The following is a 17374-nucleotide window of genomic DNA, read 5'->3' as shown; positions in this document are numbered from 1 at the left end:
TGCGGTGGCCCCCTAGTCCCATTCCAGGCCGCCGCGCCGCCAGACGTAGGCGTAGGCGACGAAGACGGTGAGTACGAAGAGCAGCATTTCGACGAGGCCGAACAGCCCGAGGGAGTCGAAGGCGACGGCCCAGGGGTAGAGGAAGACGATCTCGATGTCGAAGACGATGAAGAGCATCGCCGTCAGGTAGTACTTGATCGGGAAGCGGCCGCCGCCGGAGGGCTGCGGCGTCGGCTCGATGCCGCATTCGTAGGCTTCGAGCTTGGCGCGGTTGTACCTCTTCGGCCCGATGAGCGATGCCATGACCACGGAGAAGATCGCGAAGCCGGCACCGAGGGCTCCCAGTACGAGGATGGGCGCGTAGGCGTTCACCGCTCCTCGCTCCTTCCAGTCGACGCTGACTGCTGGCTGACCGGACCTCCGCGGACCGCTCACCGGCGAACACCGCGAAGGGTTCTGCGAAGATCGCGAATATGTGAGGCAGTTCACAAGCCCGGGTCGAGGGCATCTTATGCCCGGCGGTCTGTGATCTGCGACACGGCGAACAGCACGGCGTTTGTGATCTCCACCACCTGACGAACGATCATCAAGTCGGATGATCGGTGATCTTCTCACCCGAAGCATCCGAGTGATCGCCAGTGGTCACATTCCGGCGGTTTTCCGCTGGTCGAGGCGGCCTCCGAGAGCTGAGGCGTTATCAAGCCACCCGGGCTGCTGGCAAATTGGCACCTGCCACCGTCAACTGATATAGGAGCACCGCCCGCTGAAGGGCCGTGACCGACCGTCGACTCGTGCGCGGATTCACCATCCGCCGGGCGGCGGTCAGGTGCTCGTCAGGCGGCCGCGCGACGACCGCGGCCCGGCCGTCGGCAAGAGCGCGCGCACGTGAAGTCCGCCACGTAGCCGTTCGATCGGTGTCCGATTTGCCCGGCGATCTTCGACGGCCGAGACCGGAACGTGATATGCCGCGCCGCCGATCGTCCTCCGCGCCCAAATGCCATGCTTAACCGCATGATCACGATTGGGGGAACGGGCAGCGGAAAGCCCGCTTCCGGTGCGCCTGCCCCGAATTCCTGGCACTCGAACGCCGATTGTGGTCCACGTCACTTATATTGAACTCCACCTACGGCGCCTGGTAAGCCCTTGTCCCATGTCCCCCAACGCGCACATAACCAGCCACCGGAAGCCCCGTCGCCCCGCGACGCAGTCGTGGGCCATCCGCTCGGGTGTTGCCGGTGGCGTCCTCAGCACCCTGGCCGTCACGGGCGCCGCGCAGGCGACCGCCGCCGAGAAGCCGGCCGAGGCCACGATCGAGATGCCGGCCATCAACGCCGCGCTCTCCGCCTCGGTCGCCGAAAGCGCCGCGGCCACGCAGCAGACCGCGAACGACTACCAGGTCCGTGCGCAGGTGGACAAGGCGGTCGACCACGCCCGCGTCGCCGCCAAGAAGGCCAAGCAGGAGGCCGACCGCAAGGCCGAGGCCGAGCGCAAGGCCGCCGAGGCCAAGGAGAAGCGCGAGGCCGAGCAGGCCCGCGCCTCCCGCGACGCCCAGCGCACCGCCCTCGGCACCAAGGCCACCGCCTCCGCCGACAGCGACGACGAGGGCACCGGCAGCGGCGCCCAGGGCTCCGGCTCCGGCACGAGCACCTCGACGACGTCCACGAAGAGCACGGGCGCGACGGGCAACGCCGCCACCCTCATCTCCTTCCTCCGGGCGCAGGTCGGCAAGGCCTACGTGATGGGCTCCACCGGCCCGTCCTCCTACGACTGCTCCGGCCTGGTCATGGCCGCCTACCAGCAGATCGGCATCAGCCTCCCCCGCGTCTCCCAGGACCAGTCGACCGCCGGCACCCAGGTCTCCCTCTCCAACCTGCAGCCGGGCGACATCGTCTACTGGGGCGCCGCGGGCAGCGCCTACCACGTCGGCGTCTACATCGGCGGCGGCAAGTTCATCGGCGCCCAGAACCCCAGCACGGGCATCGTCGAGCGCGACATGAGCTACTCCCCGCCCACCGGCGCGGTCCGCGTCATGTGACGCACCCACGGCAACGGCGAAGGGCCGCCACCCCACACGGGAGGCGGCCCTTCGCCGTACCCGGGCCGCCAACGTCCGCGAACGCCTGCGCCACCGACACGCCGTCACTACGATCGGCTCATGCCCGAGTCGGAGACGACCTTCCGGTCCCTGGACGGCACCACCCTCGCCGGAACGCTGACCGCACCGGACGGACCGGATCGCGGTCTGGTGGTCCTGGTCCACGGAGCCGGGGTGACCCGCGAGGAGGGCGGCTTCTTCACCCGCCTCGCCTCCGGCCTGGCCGCCGCCGGCTTCCGTTGTCTCCGCTTCGACCTCCGCGGCCACGGAGCGAGCGCCGGCCGGGCGGAGGACGTGACCATCGCCGGTGTCGCCAACGACATCCGCGCGGCCTGCGATCATCTACGAGCGGGGCACGGGCCGGGCCGCGCGGTGGACGTCGTCGCCGCGTCGTTCTCGGGTGGCGCGGCGGCGCTCCACTCCGCCCACCGGCCCCGGGACGTCCACCGCCTGGTCCTGCTCAACCCGCGCCTGGACTACCACGACCGGTACGCGACCAGCCGGCCGTACGTCACCGACGACTACCTCACGCCGGAAGCGGCCGAGGCCCTCGACGGCCGGGGCTTCACCGAACACAGCCCGTTCGCCCTCGGCCGGGCCCTCCTGAACGAGGTCCACCACCTCGACCCCGCGAGCTTCCTCCGGGACGTCCAGGCCCCCGCCCTTCTGGTCCACGGGACGAACGACACCTTCGTCCCCGTCGAGTCCTCCCGCCACCATCTGGGATTTTTCGGCGGCCCGGCGGAGCTGCTGGAACTCGACGGAGCACAACACGGCTTCGCCGTGCACGACGATCCCGCGTATCTGCACCCGCGGTCACAGGCGTGGCAGGCCGAAGTCATCGAACGCGTCACCGCCTTCCTCACCCGCTAGACCGGCAGACCGGCGAGGGCGAGGCGCAGGTCGCGCACGGCGGGCCGCCGGCCGTACGGGCGCAGCAGGCCGACGGAACGCCGCGGTTCACGGAGCGCCTGGCCGAAACGCGGTGCGGCGGCGAGGCGCAACACGGACATCCCGGTCGCCGCCGCCTCGTCGGGATGGCCCGCCGGCTGGCGGCGGACAGGGACCGGCCGGGGTTTCAGCCGTTCCTGACCTTCAAAGCGCCGCTGGACGTCGTCAGGTTCAGGTGGTGGGGGGCCGAGGGGGACTGGGGGACGGATATGTTCTTGGAGCCGCTGTCGGTGTCGGCGGTGACGCGGTAGGGGCCGGCGGGGGCGGTGATGGTGAGGGAGCCGCTGGAAGTCTCGGCATCGACGTCCTGAGGGGACGCGAGGGTGAGGTCGAGGGCGCCGCTGGTGGCCTTCGCCTTGATGGGACCGGACTTGAGGTCGTGCGCCTTCACCGCGCCGCTGGTGGACTCGACGTCGACCGGGCCCGCGACGTCGGTCAGTTCGATGGCGCCCGACGACGACTTCACGTGCGTCGCGCCCACGCCCTCCAGGTCGAGGGAGCCGCTGGACGTCCCGCCGCTGACGGGGATCCCGGCGGGGACGGTCACCTCGTAGTCGACCGAGCAGTCCTCGCCGCAGCCGCCGAGGACGAGGACGCCGTTCTCGACGCGGTGGGTGGGGCCGTCCGGGAGGTCGTCGCGGTAGTGGACGGTCCGGTGGAGCTCGGCGCCCGTGGTGCCGGGCTTGCCGTGGAGGGTGATGGCGCCTGAGTCGCCGTCGACGCGGATCGCGCTGATCTTCCGGGACACCGTGGCGTCGTCCTCGGACTTCTTCATCGGGCCCAGGTCGCACGCGCTCAGCGCGCCGACGGCGGCCGCGGCTGTCAGAAGGGCGGCGGCGATCGGACGGAGGCGGGAACGCATGGGACTTCACCGTTTCTCAGGGATCGGGGATGGCGGCGTGGCCTGGCTTGTGTGACGAGGTTATGGCCGTCCCACGACCGGTCGGTATGGGGGAAACCCCCGGTTCTTCCCTGACTCCTTCGCCACCCCGTCTCAGGGTCGGCCGACCGGCCGGGCCCGTGCCCCGGGTGGCTCCGGGCCCGGCTCCGCGTTCCAGGCAGCCGTTCCAGGGGAACGGCGTTTCCGCAGGTCACATGGCATGCGACCAGTTCAATGTCCCCTCTTTCATACGACTCGTTGCGGGTTCGGCCCAGGCCCCGCGAAGCTTCTTCCCGTCGACGGCGGCGCCCTTCTCCGCGCTGTTCCCGACCTATCCGGTAAGACCAGTGAGACCACTACGGGGGACCACCCATGCGCAAGAACCTCATCCGCTCGGCCACCCTGGCCGCCACGGCGCTGGCCGGCGTGCTGTCGCTGAGCGCCTGCGACAAGGGTGATTCCGGGAACGAGGCTTCCGCTCCGGCCGCCCCGTCCTCGTCCACCGGCGCGGCACACCCCGCCGGGCAGGCGTCGCCGAGCCAGGCCGCCCCGGCGCCCGCCCCCGGCGGTGGCAAGGGCTCGGGGTCGCACGGCACGTCGGCGGAGAAGGGAGCCGGGAGGCCGGCCCACAGTGGCAAGGCGCCCGCCCCCGGCGGCAAGGACGGCGCGGACGGGAGCGGTGACAAGAAGGGCTACGGGCAGGTCTGCGGCACCAACGACCTGGCCTGGGCCGCCGCCTCCAAGTCCCAGGCCGGCGGCTATATCGAGATATCCGTGCGGGCCAAGCCGGGCATCACCTGTTGGCTCCCCGGCGTGTACCCGGTGGTGGCGATCGGCTCCGACGGCACCGAGGCGCAGCCGGCCGAGCAGGCCGTCGGCAAGCAGATCAAGCTGAGCGGCGGCACCACCGCGTACGCCGGGCTGAACCCCAAGAGCACCAACGACCACTCCGGCAAGGAACTGGCCGACATCACCGTCACGGTGAGCCGGGACTCCGCCGGTGACCCGGTCGGCCTCAAGGTCGGCAGCACGCTGTTCGACCGGCCGGAGGTCACCAACTGGCACTCGTCGCCGCAGGCGGCCGTCCCCGGCATCGGCGGCCAGTAGCCCGGTCCCTTAGGGGATCCGGCCCAGCGCCCGGTCCACCAGCTCCCCCGCGCTCCCCGTGTACCGCGCCGGATCGCACAGTTCGGCGCACTCCTCCGCCGTGAGGACGCCGGCGAGCCGGGGGTCGGCGGCGAGCACCTCGGCCAGGGGGCGGCCCGTACGGGCCGCCTCCCCGGTGAGTTCGGTCAGCAGCCGCTTCGCCGCCGCCTTCCCCAGCCGGGGGGCGAGGACGGCGGAGACCCGCTCCGAGACCATCTGGCCGCCCGTCAACGCCAGGTTGGCGGCCATCCGCTCCGGGCGGACCTCCAGACCCTCCGCGAGCTCGACCGCCGTGTGCGCCGCGCCGCCCGCCAGCCGCAGGCACTCGCGCAACGGCAGCCACTCCGCATGCCAGGTGCCTCCCGAGCGCTCGTCCTCCGCGAGGAGCTGCTGGGTGAGGACGGTCGCGAGCGCGGGCACCTGGAGGGCGGCCGTGCGGATCATCGTGGCCAGGACCGGGTTGCGCTTGTGCGGCATCGCCGACGACGCGCCGCGCCCGGCCACCGTCGGCTCGGCGACCTCGCCGACCTCCGTGCGGGTCAGGTTCTGCACATCCACGGCGAACTTGCCCAGTGCCCCCGCGGTCAGCGCGAGGACCGCCCCGAGGTCGGCCATCGGCGTGCGCAGCGCGTGCCACGGCAGCGCGGGGCGGCCCAGCCCAGTCTCCTCGGCGAACAGCGCGCCGAGCCGGCCGGCGTACGAGTCGAGGTCGGGCTCCCCCGCCAGGCGCGCGTATTCGAGGTAGCCCGCCAGCGTCCCCGCCGCGCCGCCCAGCGCGACGGGCAGCCCGCCGTCCAGCAGCCGTTCGATCCGCCCGGCGGCTTCCAGCACCAACTGCCGCCAGCCGGCCGCGCGCAGGCCGAAGGTGGTGGGGACGGCCTGGAGGGCGAGGGTACGGGCGGCGGCCGGTGTGTCGCGGTGCGCGGCGGCCAGCCGGCCGAGCGCGCCGGCGGTCCGCAGCAGGTCCGCGTGGATCAGCCGCAGCGCCCGCGCGGCGACCAGCAGGGCGCCCGTGTCGAAGACGTCCTGGCTGGTCGAGCCCCGGTGCACGTACTCGGCCGCCGCCGGGTCCCGTTCCGCGACCACCGCGGTGAACGCGGTGACCAGCCCCACCACCGGGTTGGCCGTCTCGCGCGCCGCGAGCGCCAGCGCGCGGACGTCCAGGCGCGCCGCGCCGGCCGCCTCGCTGATGGTCAGGGCGGCTTCCGGCGGCACGGTGCCGAGCCGGGACTGTGCCCGGGCCAGCGCCGCCTCCGCGTCGAGCATGGCCCGCACCCAGGCGGCGTCGCCGGTGGCCTCCTCCACAGGGGTGCCGGCCCGTACGGAGGAGAGCAGGCCGGTGTCGTGGAGGGCGTCCCGGTCGTGGGCGGTCATCGAGTCTCCTCGCGGGTGGGTGGTGGTGCGCGACGCATCAGGCAGTGCGCGACGCATCAGGCGGTGCGCGACGCATCAGGCGGTGCGCGACGCATCAGGCGGTGCGCGACGCATCAGGTGGTGCGCGACGCATCAGGCGGTGGGCGACGCATCAGGCGGATCAGGCGGTGGTGCGTGCCACATCAGATGAAATCGCTGACGGATCAGGGATGTTCCCGATCCGGACAGCCCAGCGGCGGAGGTCACCGGCCCCCGTCGGAGCCGGGCCGGTGACCTCCGCCGCGCAACCCACCCGTCAGACGGGTACCCCCGCGAACGCCGCCGACGCCTCCGGCGCCGCGAGCGCCGGTGTGAGCCCGAGCACGGTGCGGGCGATGGCGTCCGCGTCGGCGAGCGTCACCGAGTCGACGCCGGGCCGGGTGCCGGCGGCCGTGACCCAGTGGACGGCCTCCGTCGGGACCCCGTAGGCGAAGCGGCGCGGGTGCGCGGTGCCGTCGGCGGCGACGACGCGGTACGGGCGTTCGGTGACGGCGAGGCCGCCCGTCTCGTACGCCGGCCCGTCCGCCGTCGGGATCCGGTACGGCGCACACTGCCCGGTGTCGAGCAGGTGCCGGAGCAGCGGGTCCTCGGTGCGCCGCAGGTCGGGTTCGGGGAGCCGGGCCTCGATCAGCACCCGGGCCCGTACGGGCTCCCCGGGCACCAGCGGCGACGAGGCGGTGAACGTGCCGGCCGCCGGGTCGAGGCGTACGTCGGTGCCGGGCCCGGTCACCTCCAGCAGGCCGGCCTCGACGAGCGCGGCCATCTCCTCGATGCGGGAGGCGGGCGGGCCGATGGAGAGGAAGGCGTTGAGCGGCGTGTACCAGCGTTCCAGCTCGTCGCGGTGGGAGGCGCCGTCGAGCCCGGCGTGGTCGACGGCGAGCCGGATCTCGTTGCGGAGGTCGCGCAGCACGTCCAGGGCCGCCTTGAGCGGGCCGTCCACGTTCCCCTCGCGGGCCGCGCGCGCGTCGGCCCGCAGCCGGTCGAGCAGCCAGCGGCGGAACTCCGCGCGGTCGGCGAAGTCCCGGCCCTTGTGCGGGGCGGCGAGCCGCTCCCAGTCCCAGCGGTGGCGCGGGGCGATGCCGTGGGCGTCGAGGAGTTCCTGGCGCTCCCCGGCCGCTTGGGCCCCGGCCCCGGCCCCCTGAGTCCCGGCGGCCAGGTACCGCTCGGTGAACTCCGCGCGTTCCGCGTCCCGCCCCAGGGCCGTCAGCAGGGTGCCGTAGTAGACGCTCTCCACCTCGGCTGCGATCAGCGGCCAGAGGTCGGCGGTGAAACGGACCGGCTCACCGCTCCGCGCGCGGGCGCGCAGCGCGTCGATGCGCTCCGGGGTGAGCAACCGGGGCAAGTACCGCCCGGAGACGCCCTTCTGGTTCTCGCCGCGCGCGTGGTAGGGCACGCCGCGCCGCGAGAACGCGTACAGCCGCGGTTCACGCCCGGACGGCCGGTACACCACAGCCCCGCCCTCCGCCCGGACGTACGCGCCCCCGCGCCCGGCCGTGAACAGGGCCATGTAGTCGAAGAAGTTGAGCCCCAGGCCGCGCAGCAGGACGGGTTCGCCTGGCTCGACGCCGTCCAGGTCGGCGTCGGCCGGGTTGACCGGCGGCAGGTAGGTGAGCCCGTGCAGCCGGGCGAGGTGGGCGGCGCGCGCCTCGGGGACGGTGGGCCGGGCGGGGACGTGCCCCTGGGCGAGGACGACGGCGTCGAGCCCGTCGAGCCGCGTGCCGTCGGCGAGCAGCAGGCTCTGCGGCCCGCCCGCCGCGCCGAGCGCGTCCGCCAGCGCGACGGCGCGCGAGCGGTGCGTCCGCACGGTGAGGTGCGCGGGGGCGCCCGACAGCACGCGCCGGTAGCAGTCGTGCAGGTAGCGGCCGTAGAACGCGCGGGTGGGGTACGCGTCGGGGCCGAGCGCCCGCGCCTCGCGCAGCACCCAGTCGTCCTCGCCGGCGCACTCCGCCAGGGACACCACGTCCCGGGCCCACTCGTGGAGCGTCGGCCCGGGCTCCACGGGCCCGTCGATCCGCGAACTGCCGTCCGTGAACAGGGTGATCTGCGAGGCGACGGTGTTCATCAGCAGGTGCCGCGACTGGTCCGGGCGCCAGACGGCGCCCGCTCCGGGCAGCGCCGGGTCGACGAGGTGGACGGTCACCGCGCCGTGCGAGGGTGCGGCCCGCTCGTTGGCGCAGAGCCGCTCCAGTACGGAAAGGCCGCGTGGTCCCGCGCCCACCACGCATATCTCGAAGGTGTCGGTCTGCGCACCAGGCGCTCGGGCTGCCACGGAACGCGCTCCATTCGGTACGCCCGCGCGGGCCGGTCGGACCCGCGGGGCAGGGGGGTGAGGGGTAGGAGGGCCGGGGGTGCCCGGCCCCGGATCAGACGGCCGACGTGTCCCCCGCGGCAGTGGCGGGCGCGGCGGACTCACCGTCCTTGGAACCGGCCGGCGCACCGGCCTCCGTACCGGCGTCGGCCGCCGCCGCGCCGCGCAGCCACACCAGCGCGACGACGGCGGAGAGCAGGCCGATCCCGGCGGTCAGCCACATGGTGGTCTGCAGGGCGTCGAGGAACGCGTCCGCCGCCCGGTCGAGGATGGTCCGGGCCGACCGGACGGCGGGCAGCAGCTCCTTGAGCTCCGCCTGTGACGCGGCGTCCCGGGCGCCCTGGAGCTCTCTCGCCCGCTCGGTCACCTCGTGCAGCGCGCCCGCCGTGCTGCCGAGGGAGTCCCCGGCCTGGTCGCGGACGGAGGCGGGCAGCGGGTCGGTGGTGTCGCCGAGCTTGTGGCGGTACACCGCGCCGAGGACCGCGCCGAGCACGGCGATGCCCAGGGCGCTGCCGACGTGCCGCGCGGTGTTGGCGAGGGCGCTGCCGGCGCCCGCCTTCTCCTCCGGGACCATGGCGACGGTCGCCGCCATCGCCGCGGAGAACGCCAGGCCGAAGCCGAGGCCGCCGACGAACTGGGCCGCGCCGAACCGCCAGATGGGCGTGGACGCGCCGAGCAGGCCGATCAGCCCCAGCCCGGCGGACATCAGCACCGCGCCCACCGCGATGGCGGAGGCCGCGCCGAACCGCTTCACCAGTCCGTCGCTCACCCCGGCGCTGATCATCGAGCCGACGGCGAGCGGCAGCATCAGCAGCCCGGAGTCCAACGGGCTGTAGCCGCGCAGGATCTGGAGGTAGAAGACGACGACGAAGCTGGCGCCCATCGCGGTGAAGAAGATGATCGCGAGGGCTCCGGAGCCCGCCGCGAACCGCGGCCTGCGCAGCAGCCCGAGGTCGACGGCCGGGTTGGCGGCCCGCCGCTCCACCTTCGCCAGGACGGCGTAGAGGAGGACGCTCGCGACCAGCGGCACCCAGACGATCGCATCGGCGAGGGTGGAGCGTTCGCCGCCCTCGATGATGCCGAACACCAGGGCGCCGGTGGCCGCGGTGGAGAGCAGGACGCCGGGGAGGTCGATCCGGGCGGTGCTGTTGCCGCCGCGGTTCTCCGGCACGCAGAAGACGATCAGGCCGATCGCCACCAGCACGAACGGCACGTTCACCAGCAGGGCGGAGCCCCACCAGAAGTGCTCCAGCAGGGCGCCGCCGATGATCGGGCCGGCGGCGATGCCGACGCCGGCCGCGGCGGACCAGAGGCCGATGGCCTTGGCCCGCTCGTGCCGCGGCACGGCGGTGGTGATCACGGCCATGGTGCAGCCGGGCACCACCGCCGCGCCGACGCCCATCGCGGCGCGCCAGCCGATGAGTTGGCCCGCGCTCCCGGACCACGCGCCGGCGGCGGAGACCAGGGCGAAGAACACCAGCCCGGCCACCAGCACCCTGCGCCGCCCGTAGCGGTCGCCGAGCAGTCCGGCGGTGAGCAGCAGGGCCGCGAAGGTGAGCGTGTAGGCGTCCATCGACCACTGGAGCGAGGCGTTGGAGGCGTCCAGGTCCTTCTGGATGGAGGCCAGGGCCACGGTCAGGACGGTGTTGTCCATGACGGCGATGAACATGCACAGCGACATCGCGCCGACGATCAGCCACCTGCGGGGGTGGCCGGCCTCCAGCGCCCCTGGTGCCGTACCGCCGCTCTCGGTCTGGGTTGTCATGTTTCCTCTCAGCGGGTCGGCCGGCCGGACGGCACGGCGCGCGGGCGTGCCCGCGAGCGGGGTCCGCGCGCCGCGCCCTCGCGGCCGGTTGACGTGACCGCTACGTCCAGGTGCCGTATCCGATGCCGTCGGCGTCCTCGAGCAGCTGCTCGCGGAGCATGACGCGGCGCACCTTCCACGTGGCGGTTCGGGGGAACTCCTCCCACCGGATGTGGATGGGCTCGGCCATCTCCGGCAGATCGGCGGTGGCCGCGCGCCACTGCGCCTCGGTCACGGGCTGGTCGAACTGGGAGCTGTAGACGGGCTGCGGCTTCCCGCCCGCGACGGCGAGGACGATGACCTCGGTGGTCCGCGGCAGCCGGTCCAGCAGCACGTCCTCGATCTCCAGGGCGCTGGCGCCGGGGATCCGGTCGACCTCGCGGTCGATGAGCCGGACGGCGCCGAGGCGGTTGATGACCGCCATGTCGCCGAGGTTCCACCAGTGGCCCTCGCGCTTGAGGTCGTGCCGCTCCTTCTCGCCGACGTAGGTGAGGCAGCGGCCCGGCGCGGAGAACTGGATCAGGCCGACCTCGCCCCGGCGCACCGGCACGCCCGTGTCCGGGTCGACGGCGCGGAGCCTGCCGAAGCCCGGGACGGGCCAGCCGAGGACCTGGGTGGGCGGCGGCCGGTGGCCGCGCCGCTTGACCGAGCCGCGCGTGTACGGGCGGATGGCCACCGCGCCGGCCTCGGTCTGGCTCCAGGACTGCACCCAGACCGGCAGCTTCCGCTCGGTCGCGGCGAGGAAGGTGCGCACGGTGCGGGTGTGGATGGCGTCGAAGGAGTTGACGAAGACGCGGACGTTCGCGAACGGCTTCGCCGGGTCCTGCGCCAGCTCCTCCCAGGCGAGGAAGGCGTTGGGCAGCGTCTCGACGAACGTCGGCTTGTGCTCGACGAGCAGCTCGCGGACGACCGGCGCGAGCGGGTCCGACATCATGACGAGCTTGGGCGCGACGGTCGCCAGCGGCAGCAGCCCGGTGATGATGCGCTGGTGCGAGTACGGCTCGCAGAACGCGACGGTGTCGTCGTCCCGCAGCCGGAAGAACGGCCACCGCTCGGCCTCGACCAGGCCCAGCGAGTACAGCGACTCGGCCGAGTGCAGTACGAGCTTGGGGACGCCGGTGGTGCCCGAGGTGTGGGTGATGACCATCGGCTCCTCCCAGGCGCGAAGCCGGGGTTCGACGACCGGTCCGCCGCGCAGCCCGTCGAAGGAGACGACGTCGGGCCGGTCCTCCGGGACGTCGTCGACGCAGGCCGTCTTCTCGGTGAGCTCGGCGACGGCCTCCTTGTCGAGACCCATGCGCTCCAGCGCCTGCCGGTCCGTGATCAGGAACGGCTTCTCCAGCCGGCCGAGCATCACCGCGAGGGTGCGCGCGTCGTGGTGGTCGGTGATCAGCGCGGGCACGGCGCCGATCCGCGCGGCGGCGGAGGCGAGCAGGGCGACGTCGAGGTGGTTCCGCTTCACGACGGCGACCCGGTCCCACTCCTGCACGCCCAGCGCGTGCAGCCGGGACGCGAGGTCGTCGACGAGCGCGGCCCACTGCAGGTAGCTGCGCTCCAGCGGGCCCTCGCGGTCGACGTCGGGGGCGCGGTCGACGATGACGGGGTTGCGGGGGTGGCGCTGGGCGGCGAGGTGCCAGACCTCGCCGATGCGGCCGGTGATGGGGACTCGGGAGAGGGGGGTGAGGCGTTTGCGGTAGCGGGTGGGGGTGTAGTCGGTGAGGAACGCTGGGCGCTTGGCCTTTGTTGTTTCTGCGGTCACTGGGTCCACCTGTGGTCGTGAGTGAACGTTGCTGTGGGCGAGGTGGTTGTAGGTGCCCCTGTCCCGCCCTTTCACCGTTTCTTGCGGGAGGGCCCGCGCCCCGGCATCGCGGCTTCGCCGCGAGGTCCTCAAACGCCGGACGGGCTGGAGTGTGCGCCCAGGCGCGATATTCAGCCCGTTGGGGGTCCCCCCTCTGGGGGAGTTTGAGGACGAGCGGCGAAGCCGCGACAAGGGGGTCTGGGGCGCAGCCCCAGGAAACGGCGAAGGTGGGGGTACCCCCTCTGGGGGGAGGGACTGGGGCGAACCCCCCGGCTATCCGGCGCGCACCGCCGCCCCCTCCGCGATGTACCGGGCCATCCCCTCCAGCGACCCGATCACCGCTTCCTCCACATCGTCGTCCCAGATCAGATCGAACTCGTCCTCGACCGCGACCAGGAACTCCATCAGCCGCACCGACGTCAGTCCCAGCGCCCGCAGCGAGTCCGGGCCCGTCTCGGTGACCGGCCGGCCGTCCAGCTCGACGGCGGCGACCCGCTCCAGCAGGGCGACCAGCCGCTTCAGGATGTCGTCCGTCATACCAGTGCTCCAACCGCCCGCGGCACGAACGTCTCCGGGAACCCGCCGCCCTCGGCGGACGCCACGAACCGGGCGATCGCGTCCTGGAACTCGTCCGGACGCTCGAAGTACGGCAGGTGTCCGCACTCCTCGATGATCTCGACGGCGGCACTCTTCAGCAGCCCCGCGACGTTCCGCAGCGTGGACTCCGTCGTCGAGAAGTCGTCGTCGCCGCTGAGCAGCAGCGTCGGCGCGGGGATCCGCTCCAGCAGCTCGGCCTTGTCGTCCGCCTCCAGCGCCTCGCGCAGGTTGGCGGCGAGCTGGGCGGTGGAGTTCATGGCGAGGAAGCGCTCGCGGAGGGCGAGGTAGGCGCCGGAGCCGCCCTCGGCGATGGCCTTCTCGCCGAAGACCAGCGGGTAGATGAGGTCGAACAGGGCTCGCGGCCCGCCCGTCTCCAGGGCGTTCAGCCAGGACTTGGCGATGCGGCGGCGGCGCGACGAGCCCTTCGGGCTGAGCGGCGGGCCGACGAGCACCAGGCCGGCCACCCGGTCGGGGTGGGCGACGGCGAAGTCGCGGCAGATCAGGGTGGAGATGGAGGTGCCGACCAGGTACGTCTTCTCGATCCCCAGTCCGTCGAGCAGCGACCGCAGGTCGTCGGCGTGCCGGGCGAAATCCGCCGGCTTGCTCTCCGACGCGCCCTGGTTGCGCAGGTCGTAGGTGAGCAGCCGGTGGCCGTCCACCAGGGAGCCGGTGAAGTTCCGCCAGGCGGTGCTGACCACGTAGATGGTGGAGACGAAGGTGACCACCGGGCCGCTCTCGCCGCGCATCTCGTAGTACAGCTTGCAGCCGTCCTCCGTCTCGTGGAGGTCCTGCTTGCCGTCGTAGGCGAGATCCCAGGACTCGATGCCTTCGCGCTTCACGCGTTCTTTCCCTTCCGTGCGCGGTGGTGCTCCAGGTACCAGCCGATGAACTCGGCGAGCCGCTCGCGCGGCAGGGCGTGGCTGAGGACGTCGTCGCCGAGCAGCTTCTGCACGTTGGCGACGTCGAAGTCCTTGGTGCCGTTGACGTACGATCGGTAGAACTCAACGCGCTCGTCGACCCGTTCGTCAATAAGCGTGAACTCGTCGGTGCTGTCGACGTAGTGCGGGTGCTTGATCGCGAGCTGGTCGCACAGCTCCGCGAGGGTGTCGCCGACGGTCGGCTGCTCGGTGTTGGCCAGGTGGTAGACGTCGGTGGGGCCGTCCGCCAGGGCCACGCCGACGGCCGCCGAGACGACGTGGTCGACGGGGATGAAGTTGACCAGCGCGTCCTCGGTGGCGCGGAGCCGCAGCGGGCGGAAGACGAGCATGTCGCCGAGGGTGGCGCGGACCTCCGAGCGGGCCTTCTGGAGGCCCTTCACAAAGCCGTAGAGGCCGGTGAAGCTGGTCGCCGCGAAGGTGCGGCTGTGGCCGATGACGATGCTGGGGCGGAAGATGCGGGTGCGCTCGAACCCGGCCGCGTAGACGGCCCGTTCGGCCTGGATCTTGCTGTGCTCGTAGGCGTTGTTGCTGACCACGCCCTCGCCGACCCGCTCGGCCGGGATGAAGCCGGTGCGGTCGCCGGCCACGTAGGCCGTCGAAACGTAGTTGAACGTGGGCGACTTCAGCGCCCGGGCCAGCTCCAGGACGTGCCGCGTGCCGCCGAGGTTGTCGCGGAGGATCTCCTCCCGGCGGTGCTCCTCGTAGGCGAGCGAGGCGGCGACGTGCCAGACCTGCTCGACCTCGGGCAGCGCGGCCGCGTCGACGCCGCACGCCTCGGCGGTGAGGTCGCCCTCGACGGGGTGGCAGCGGGTGGCGATGGCCTCGTCGAGGTCCGTGATGCCGTACGAGGCGGCGGCCGTGGTCAGCGCGGAGCGCAGCCGCTCCTCGGCGGAGAGGTCCTTGCGCGGCCGGACGACGCAGTGGATCTCGGCGTCGGTGCGGGCGAGGAGTTCGAGGACGAGGGCGCCGCCGACGAAACCGGTGGCGCCGGTGACCAGGTGGTGGGGGACGTGCGTCATGCCGGGCTCCCGGGGGTGGGCAGGGCCGCGGCGAGCGCGGGCCAGTCGTTCAGGTCGTCGCCGTGGGCGTTGATCAGGGCGAGTGCGATGCGCTCCAGGCCGAAGGCGGCGCAGGCGCTGTGCGCGGTGCCGCCGCCGGGCAGCCGGACGGCGAACCGGGCGCCCAGGTGGTCCTTGTGGCAGTTGGCGGAGGCGATGGCCGTGCCGGGGTCCTCGGGGGACACCTTGGCCACGAACTCGTACTTCAGGTCCTGCTCCAGCTGGCTGGCGCGCATCAGGCGCCCGCCGGGGCCGAAGAACGGGTCGGTGGCCGACTTCACCTCGACGGCCACGCCGAGCTCGGCGAAGAGCTTCTCGCCGCGCTCGATCCAGGCGTTCCGCCAGGCGGTCACCGGCTCCTCGGCGCCGACGGTGACGAACTCGCGCATCCGGAACGTCCGGAACCGGCCGAGCTCGCTGGTGGCCTCGTGGCGGTAGCAGTAGCCGGCCACGTCGAAGTGGGCCTGCTCCCCGACCGTGCCGTCCGCGAGCCCGGGGTAGACCGGGTAGCAGGCGGCGGGGGCGAGCACCACGCCGTCCGCGTCCTCGTCCATGGCGTTCACCGAGCCCAGCAGGTGCGGGAACGACTCCGCGTACTCGGCGCGGTCGATCAGGGACCGGGAGAGCACCGGCGGGTGCCAGACCGGCCCCTCGGTGCCGCCCAGGGCGGTCAGCCGGGCCTGGAGGCCGGCGATCACCGCCTCGAACTTGGGAGTGAAGCGGTGGGTCCCCACCGCGCCGGCGGGCAGCGCCCAGCCCCCGGCCGTCAGGTCGTCGGCGGCGCGGGCCGCCCGGGTGTCGATGCCGGTCATTCCTGTATCAGGTCCCCCGTGAGAAGCAGCAGTTCGGAATTGGCCAGCTCAAGGCGGCCGTTGGCGATCATCAGGCGGGCCGAGTAGAGGTCCCGCAGGTGGCGGGCGACGGAGTACGGGCCGGACTCGCTGTAGCCGGCCATCCCGCAGATCTCCAGCGCCTGCTCCACCACCCGTACCGCGTCCACCGACACGCCGGTCTTCAGCGCGTTGGCCCGGACGGTCATGGCGGTGGTGTCCGCGTCCTGGGCGGCGTCCCACACGGCGTAGTCGTCGGCGAACCGCGCCACCGTGTCCTGGAGCACCCTCAGGTCGGCGTAGGCCCGGCCGAGGCGCGGGTCGTCCTGCGTGCGCCCGGCCTTGAGCTGGGCGCGCATCCGGATCTTCGAGTACGCCACCGCGCGGCGCACCGCGTCCGCGGCGACGCCCGTCCAGACGCCCGACCACAGCAGGTGCGAGAGCGGCACCATGCAGCGGGTGGCGGTCTCCCCGAACGGCTCGGGCACCACCATGCCTGCGGGCACGGTCGCGCTCATCGTGAACGGCGGGCTGCACGTGCCGCGCATGCCCAGCGGGTTCCAGTCGCCGGTCCGCTCCAGCTCCGCGTGCTCGGCCATGACGAGCACCGCGACCTGGTCGGTCGGGGCCGCGTCGGGGCCCGAGCGGGCGGTGACGAGGAAGCCGTCGGCGTGCTCGCCGTACGAGACGGTGGTGGCCTTCTTCGTCAGCCGGACCATGCTGTCGCCGGCCGGCTCCACGGCGGCGACGCTGCGCCGCATGTCGCCGCCGACGCCCACCTCGGAGGTGATGGAGGCGATCAGCAGCTGCCGCTCGGCGATGTCCGCCAGGGCCGCCGCGATCTCCGGCGAGGCCGCGGCGCCGCGGGCCAGGCAGGCCACCTGGAGCTGGTGCATCGCCCAGATCATGGCGGTGGCGGCGCAGCCGCCGGCCAGCCGGGCGCCGATCCGGGTCAGGGTGCGCGGGTCGAGACCGTGGCCGCCGTACTCCTTGGGGACGGCGGCGGACAGCAGGCCGTGCTCGCGGAGGGCGGCGACGCCGACGGCCGGGAAGGCCGCGTCCCGGTCGGTGGCGGCGGCGTGCTCGGCCGCCGCCTTCGCCACCGCGGCGGCCGCGTCGCGCGCCTGACGCTCCGTCAAGACGAAGCGTTCGGCGGCGGGTGCGGTCATCGGCCGGCCCCCACGGCCTCGTCACGGTCACCGGTCAACTCGTCGAGGACCCCGGTGAGATGGGCGATCGAGCCGAAGAGGGCGCGGCCGATGCGCTCCTCGGGGATCTCGACCGAGAGCCGCTCCTCCAGGGCGAGCATCACCCGCACGGAGGCCAGCGAGGTGAGCCCGGCGGCGTAGAGGTCGCCGTCGGCGGGCAGCTCGTGCGCGGCGGCACCGAGGTCCGAGTGCTGGGCGAGCGCCTCACGGACGGCGTGCTCGCAGGGTGTTGCGCTTTCGGGCACGGGAAGTACTCCTAGCCTTACAGAGAGTGCTGATGCGCGAGTGCGCGAAGCAAAGGGTGGGAGAGTGGAAACGTTTTCCCCCGGCGGGCAGCCCTAGGGAACC

Annotated in this window: 16 protein-coding genes; 3 read left to right on the top strand and 13 right to left on the bottom strand. The window is 73.1% G+C overall.

The features are described 5' to 3' along the window. Window positions 1-12: 12 nt before the first annotated feature. The gene (locus K7I03_RS18025; RefSeq protein WP_004941767.1) at window positions 13-372 is read right to left on the bottom strand and encodes an NADH-quinone oxidoreductase subunit A; all 360 of its coding nucleotides are present in this window, start codon (window positions 370-372) and stop codon (window positions 13-15) included. Between the two features lie 778 nt (window positions 373-1150). On the opposite strand from K7I03_RS18025, the gene K7I03_RS18020 reads away from it, so the two are divergent. Next, complete coding sequence (locus K7I03_RS18020; RefSeq protein WP_185943877.1) at window positions 1151-2035, top strand: C40 family peptidase; 885 nt, start codon at window positions 1151-1153, stop codon at window positions 2033-2035. A gap of 120 nt (window positions 2036-2155) precedes the next feature. Continuing rightward, entirely contained in the window at window positions 2156-2968 is an 813-nt protein-coding gene (locus K7I03_RS18015; RefSeq protein ID WP_185943876.1) for an alpha/beta hydrolase, read from the top strand. Here K7I03_RS18015 and K7I03_RS18010 read toward each other — a convergent pair. Continuing rightward, a complete protein-coding gene (locus K7I03_RS18010) occupies window positions 2965-3108 on the bottom strand; it encodes a hypothetical protein (protein ID WP_185943875.1) in 144 nt (47 codons plus the stop codon). The genes K7I03_RS18015 and K7I03_RS18010 overlap by 4 nt on opposite strands. Before the next feature lie 65 nt (window positions 3109-3173). Beyond that, a complete protein-coding gene (locus K7I03_RS18005; RefSeq protein WP_185943874.1) occupies window positions 3174-3908 on the bottom strand; it encodes a DUF4097 family beta strand repeat-containing protein in 735 nt (244 codons plus the stop codon). A gap of 390 nt (window positions 3909-4298) precedes the next feature. On the opposite strand from K7I03_RS18005, the gene K7I03_RS18000 reads away from it, so the two are divergent. Further along, a complete protein-coding gene (locus tag K7I03_RS18000; protein ID WP_185943873.1) occupies window positions 4299-5033 on the top strand; it encodes a DUF4232 domain-containing protein in 735 nt (244 codons plus the stop codon). A 9-nt stretch (window positions 5034-5042) separates the two neighbouring features. On the opposite strand, the gene K7I03_RS17995 is transcribed toward K7I03_RS18000, so the two are convergent. From K7I03_RS17995 to K7I03_RS17950, 10 genes are all read right to left on the bottom strand, one after another. Further along, window positions 5043-6446: a class-II fumarase/aspartase family protein gene (locus K7I03_RS17995; RefSeq protein WP_185943872.1), complete on the bottom strand. Its 1404-nt coding sequence runs from the start codon at window positions 6444-6446 to the stop codon at window positions 5043-5045. 295 nt (window positions 6447-6741) lie between these two features. Continuing rightward, complete coding sequence (locus K7I03_RS17990; protein WP_224347105.1) at window positions 6742-8754, bottom strand: FAD/NAD(P)-binding protein; 2013 nt, start codon at window positions 8752-8754, stop codon at window positions 6742-6744. 94 nt (window positions 8755-8848) lie between these two features. Next, window positions 8849-10558: an MFS transporter gene (locus K7I03_RS17985; RefSeq protein WP_185943871.1), complete on the bottom strand. Its 1710-nt coding sequence runs from the start codon at window positions 10556-10558 to the stop codon at window positions 8849-8851. 100 nt (window positions 10559-10658) lie between these two features. Next, on the bottom strand, window positions 10659-12356 hold the full coding sequence (locus K7I03_RS17980) for a class I adenylate-forming enzyme family protein (RefSeq protein WP_185943870.1): 1698 nt from the start codon (window positions 12354-12356) through the stop codon (window positions 10659-10661). 312 nt (window positions 12357-12668) lie between these two features. Beyond that, the gene (locus tag K7I03_RS17975) at window positions 12669-12932 is read right to left on the bottom strand and encodes a phosphopantetheine-binding protein (protein ID WP_185943869.1); all 264 of its coding nucleotides are present in this window, start codon (window positions 12930-12932) and stop codon (window positions 12669-12671) included. Then, window positions 12929-13831 (bottom strand): alpha/beta fold hydrolase, encoded by a 903-nt coding sequence (locus K7I03_RS17970; RefSeq protein ID WP_185943868.1) that lies wholly within the window; start codon window positions 13829-13831, stop codon window positions 12929-12931. Before K7I03_RS17970 ends, K7I03_RS17975 begins: the two co-directional genes overlap by 4 nt. Beyond that, complete coding sequence (locus K7I03_RS17965) at window positions 13828-14949, bottom strand: SDR family oxidoreductase (RefSeq protein ID WP_185943867.1); 1122 nt, start codon at window positions 14947-14949, stop codon at window positions 13828-13830. Before K7I03_RS17965 ends, K7I03_RS17970 begins: the two co-directional genes overlap by 4 nt. Further along, window positions 14946-15800, bottom strand: a complete 855-nt coding sequence (locus K7I03_RS17960; RefSeq protein WP_185943866.1) for a class-II aminoacyl-tRNA synthetase family protein — start codon at window positions 15798-15800, stop codon at window positions 14946-14948. Before K7I03_RS17960 ends, K7I03_RS17965 begins: the two co-directional genes overlap by 4 nt. Beyond that, a complete protein-coding gene (locus tag K7I03_RS17955) occupies window positions 15797-16987 on the bottom strand; it encodes an acyl-CoA dehydrogenase family protein (RefSeq protein WP_185943865.1) in 1191 nt (396 codons plus the stop codon). Before K7I03_RS17955 ends, K7I03_RS17960 begins: the two co-directional genes overlap by 4 nt. Further along, complete coding sequence (locus K7I03_RS17950; protein ID WP_185943864.1) at window positions 16984-17271, bottom strand: acyl carrier protein; 288 nt, start codon at window positions 17269-17271, stop codon at window positions 16984-16986. Before K7I03_RS17950 ends, K7I03_RS17955 begins: the two co-directional genes overlap by 4 nt. Window positions 17272-17374: the final 103 nt, after the last annotated feature.

This window comes from Streptomyces mobaraensis, from assembly GCF_020099395.1.
Classification (GTDB): Bacteria; Actinomycetota; Actinomycetes; order Streptomycetales; family Streptomycetaceae; genus Streptomyces.
Note: the sequence above shows the minus strand (reverse complement) of the source record. Positions and strands in the feature narration are given on the sequence as shown.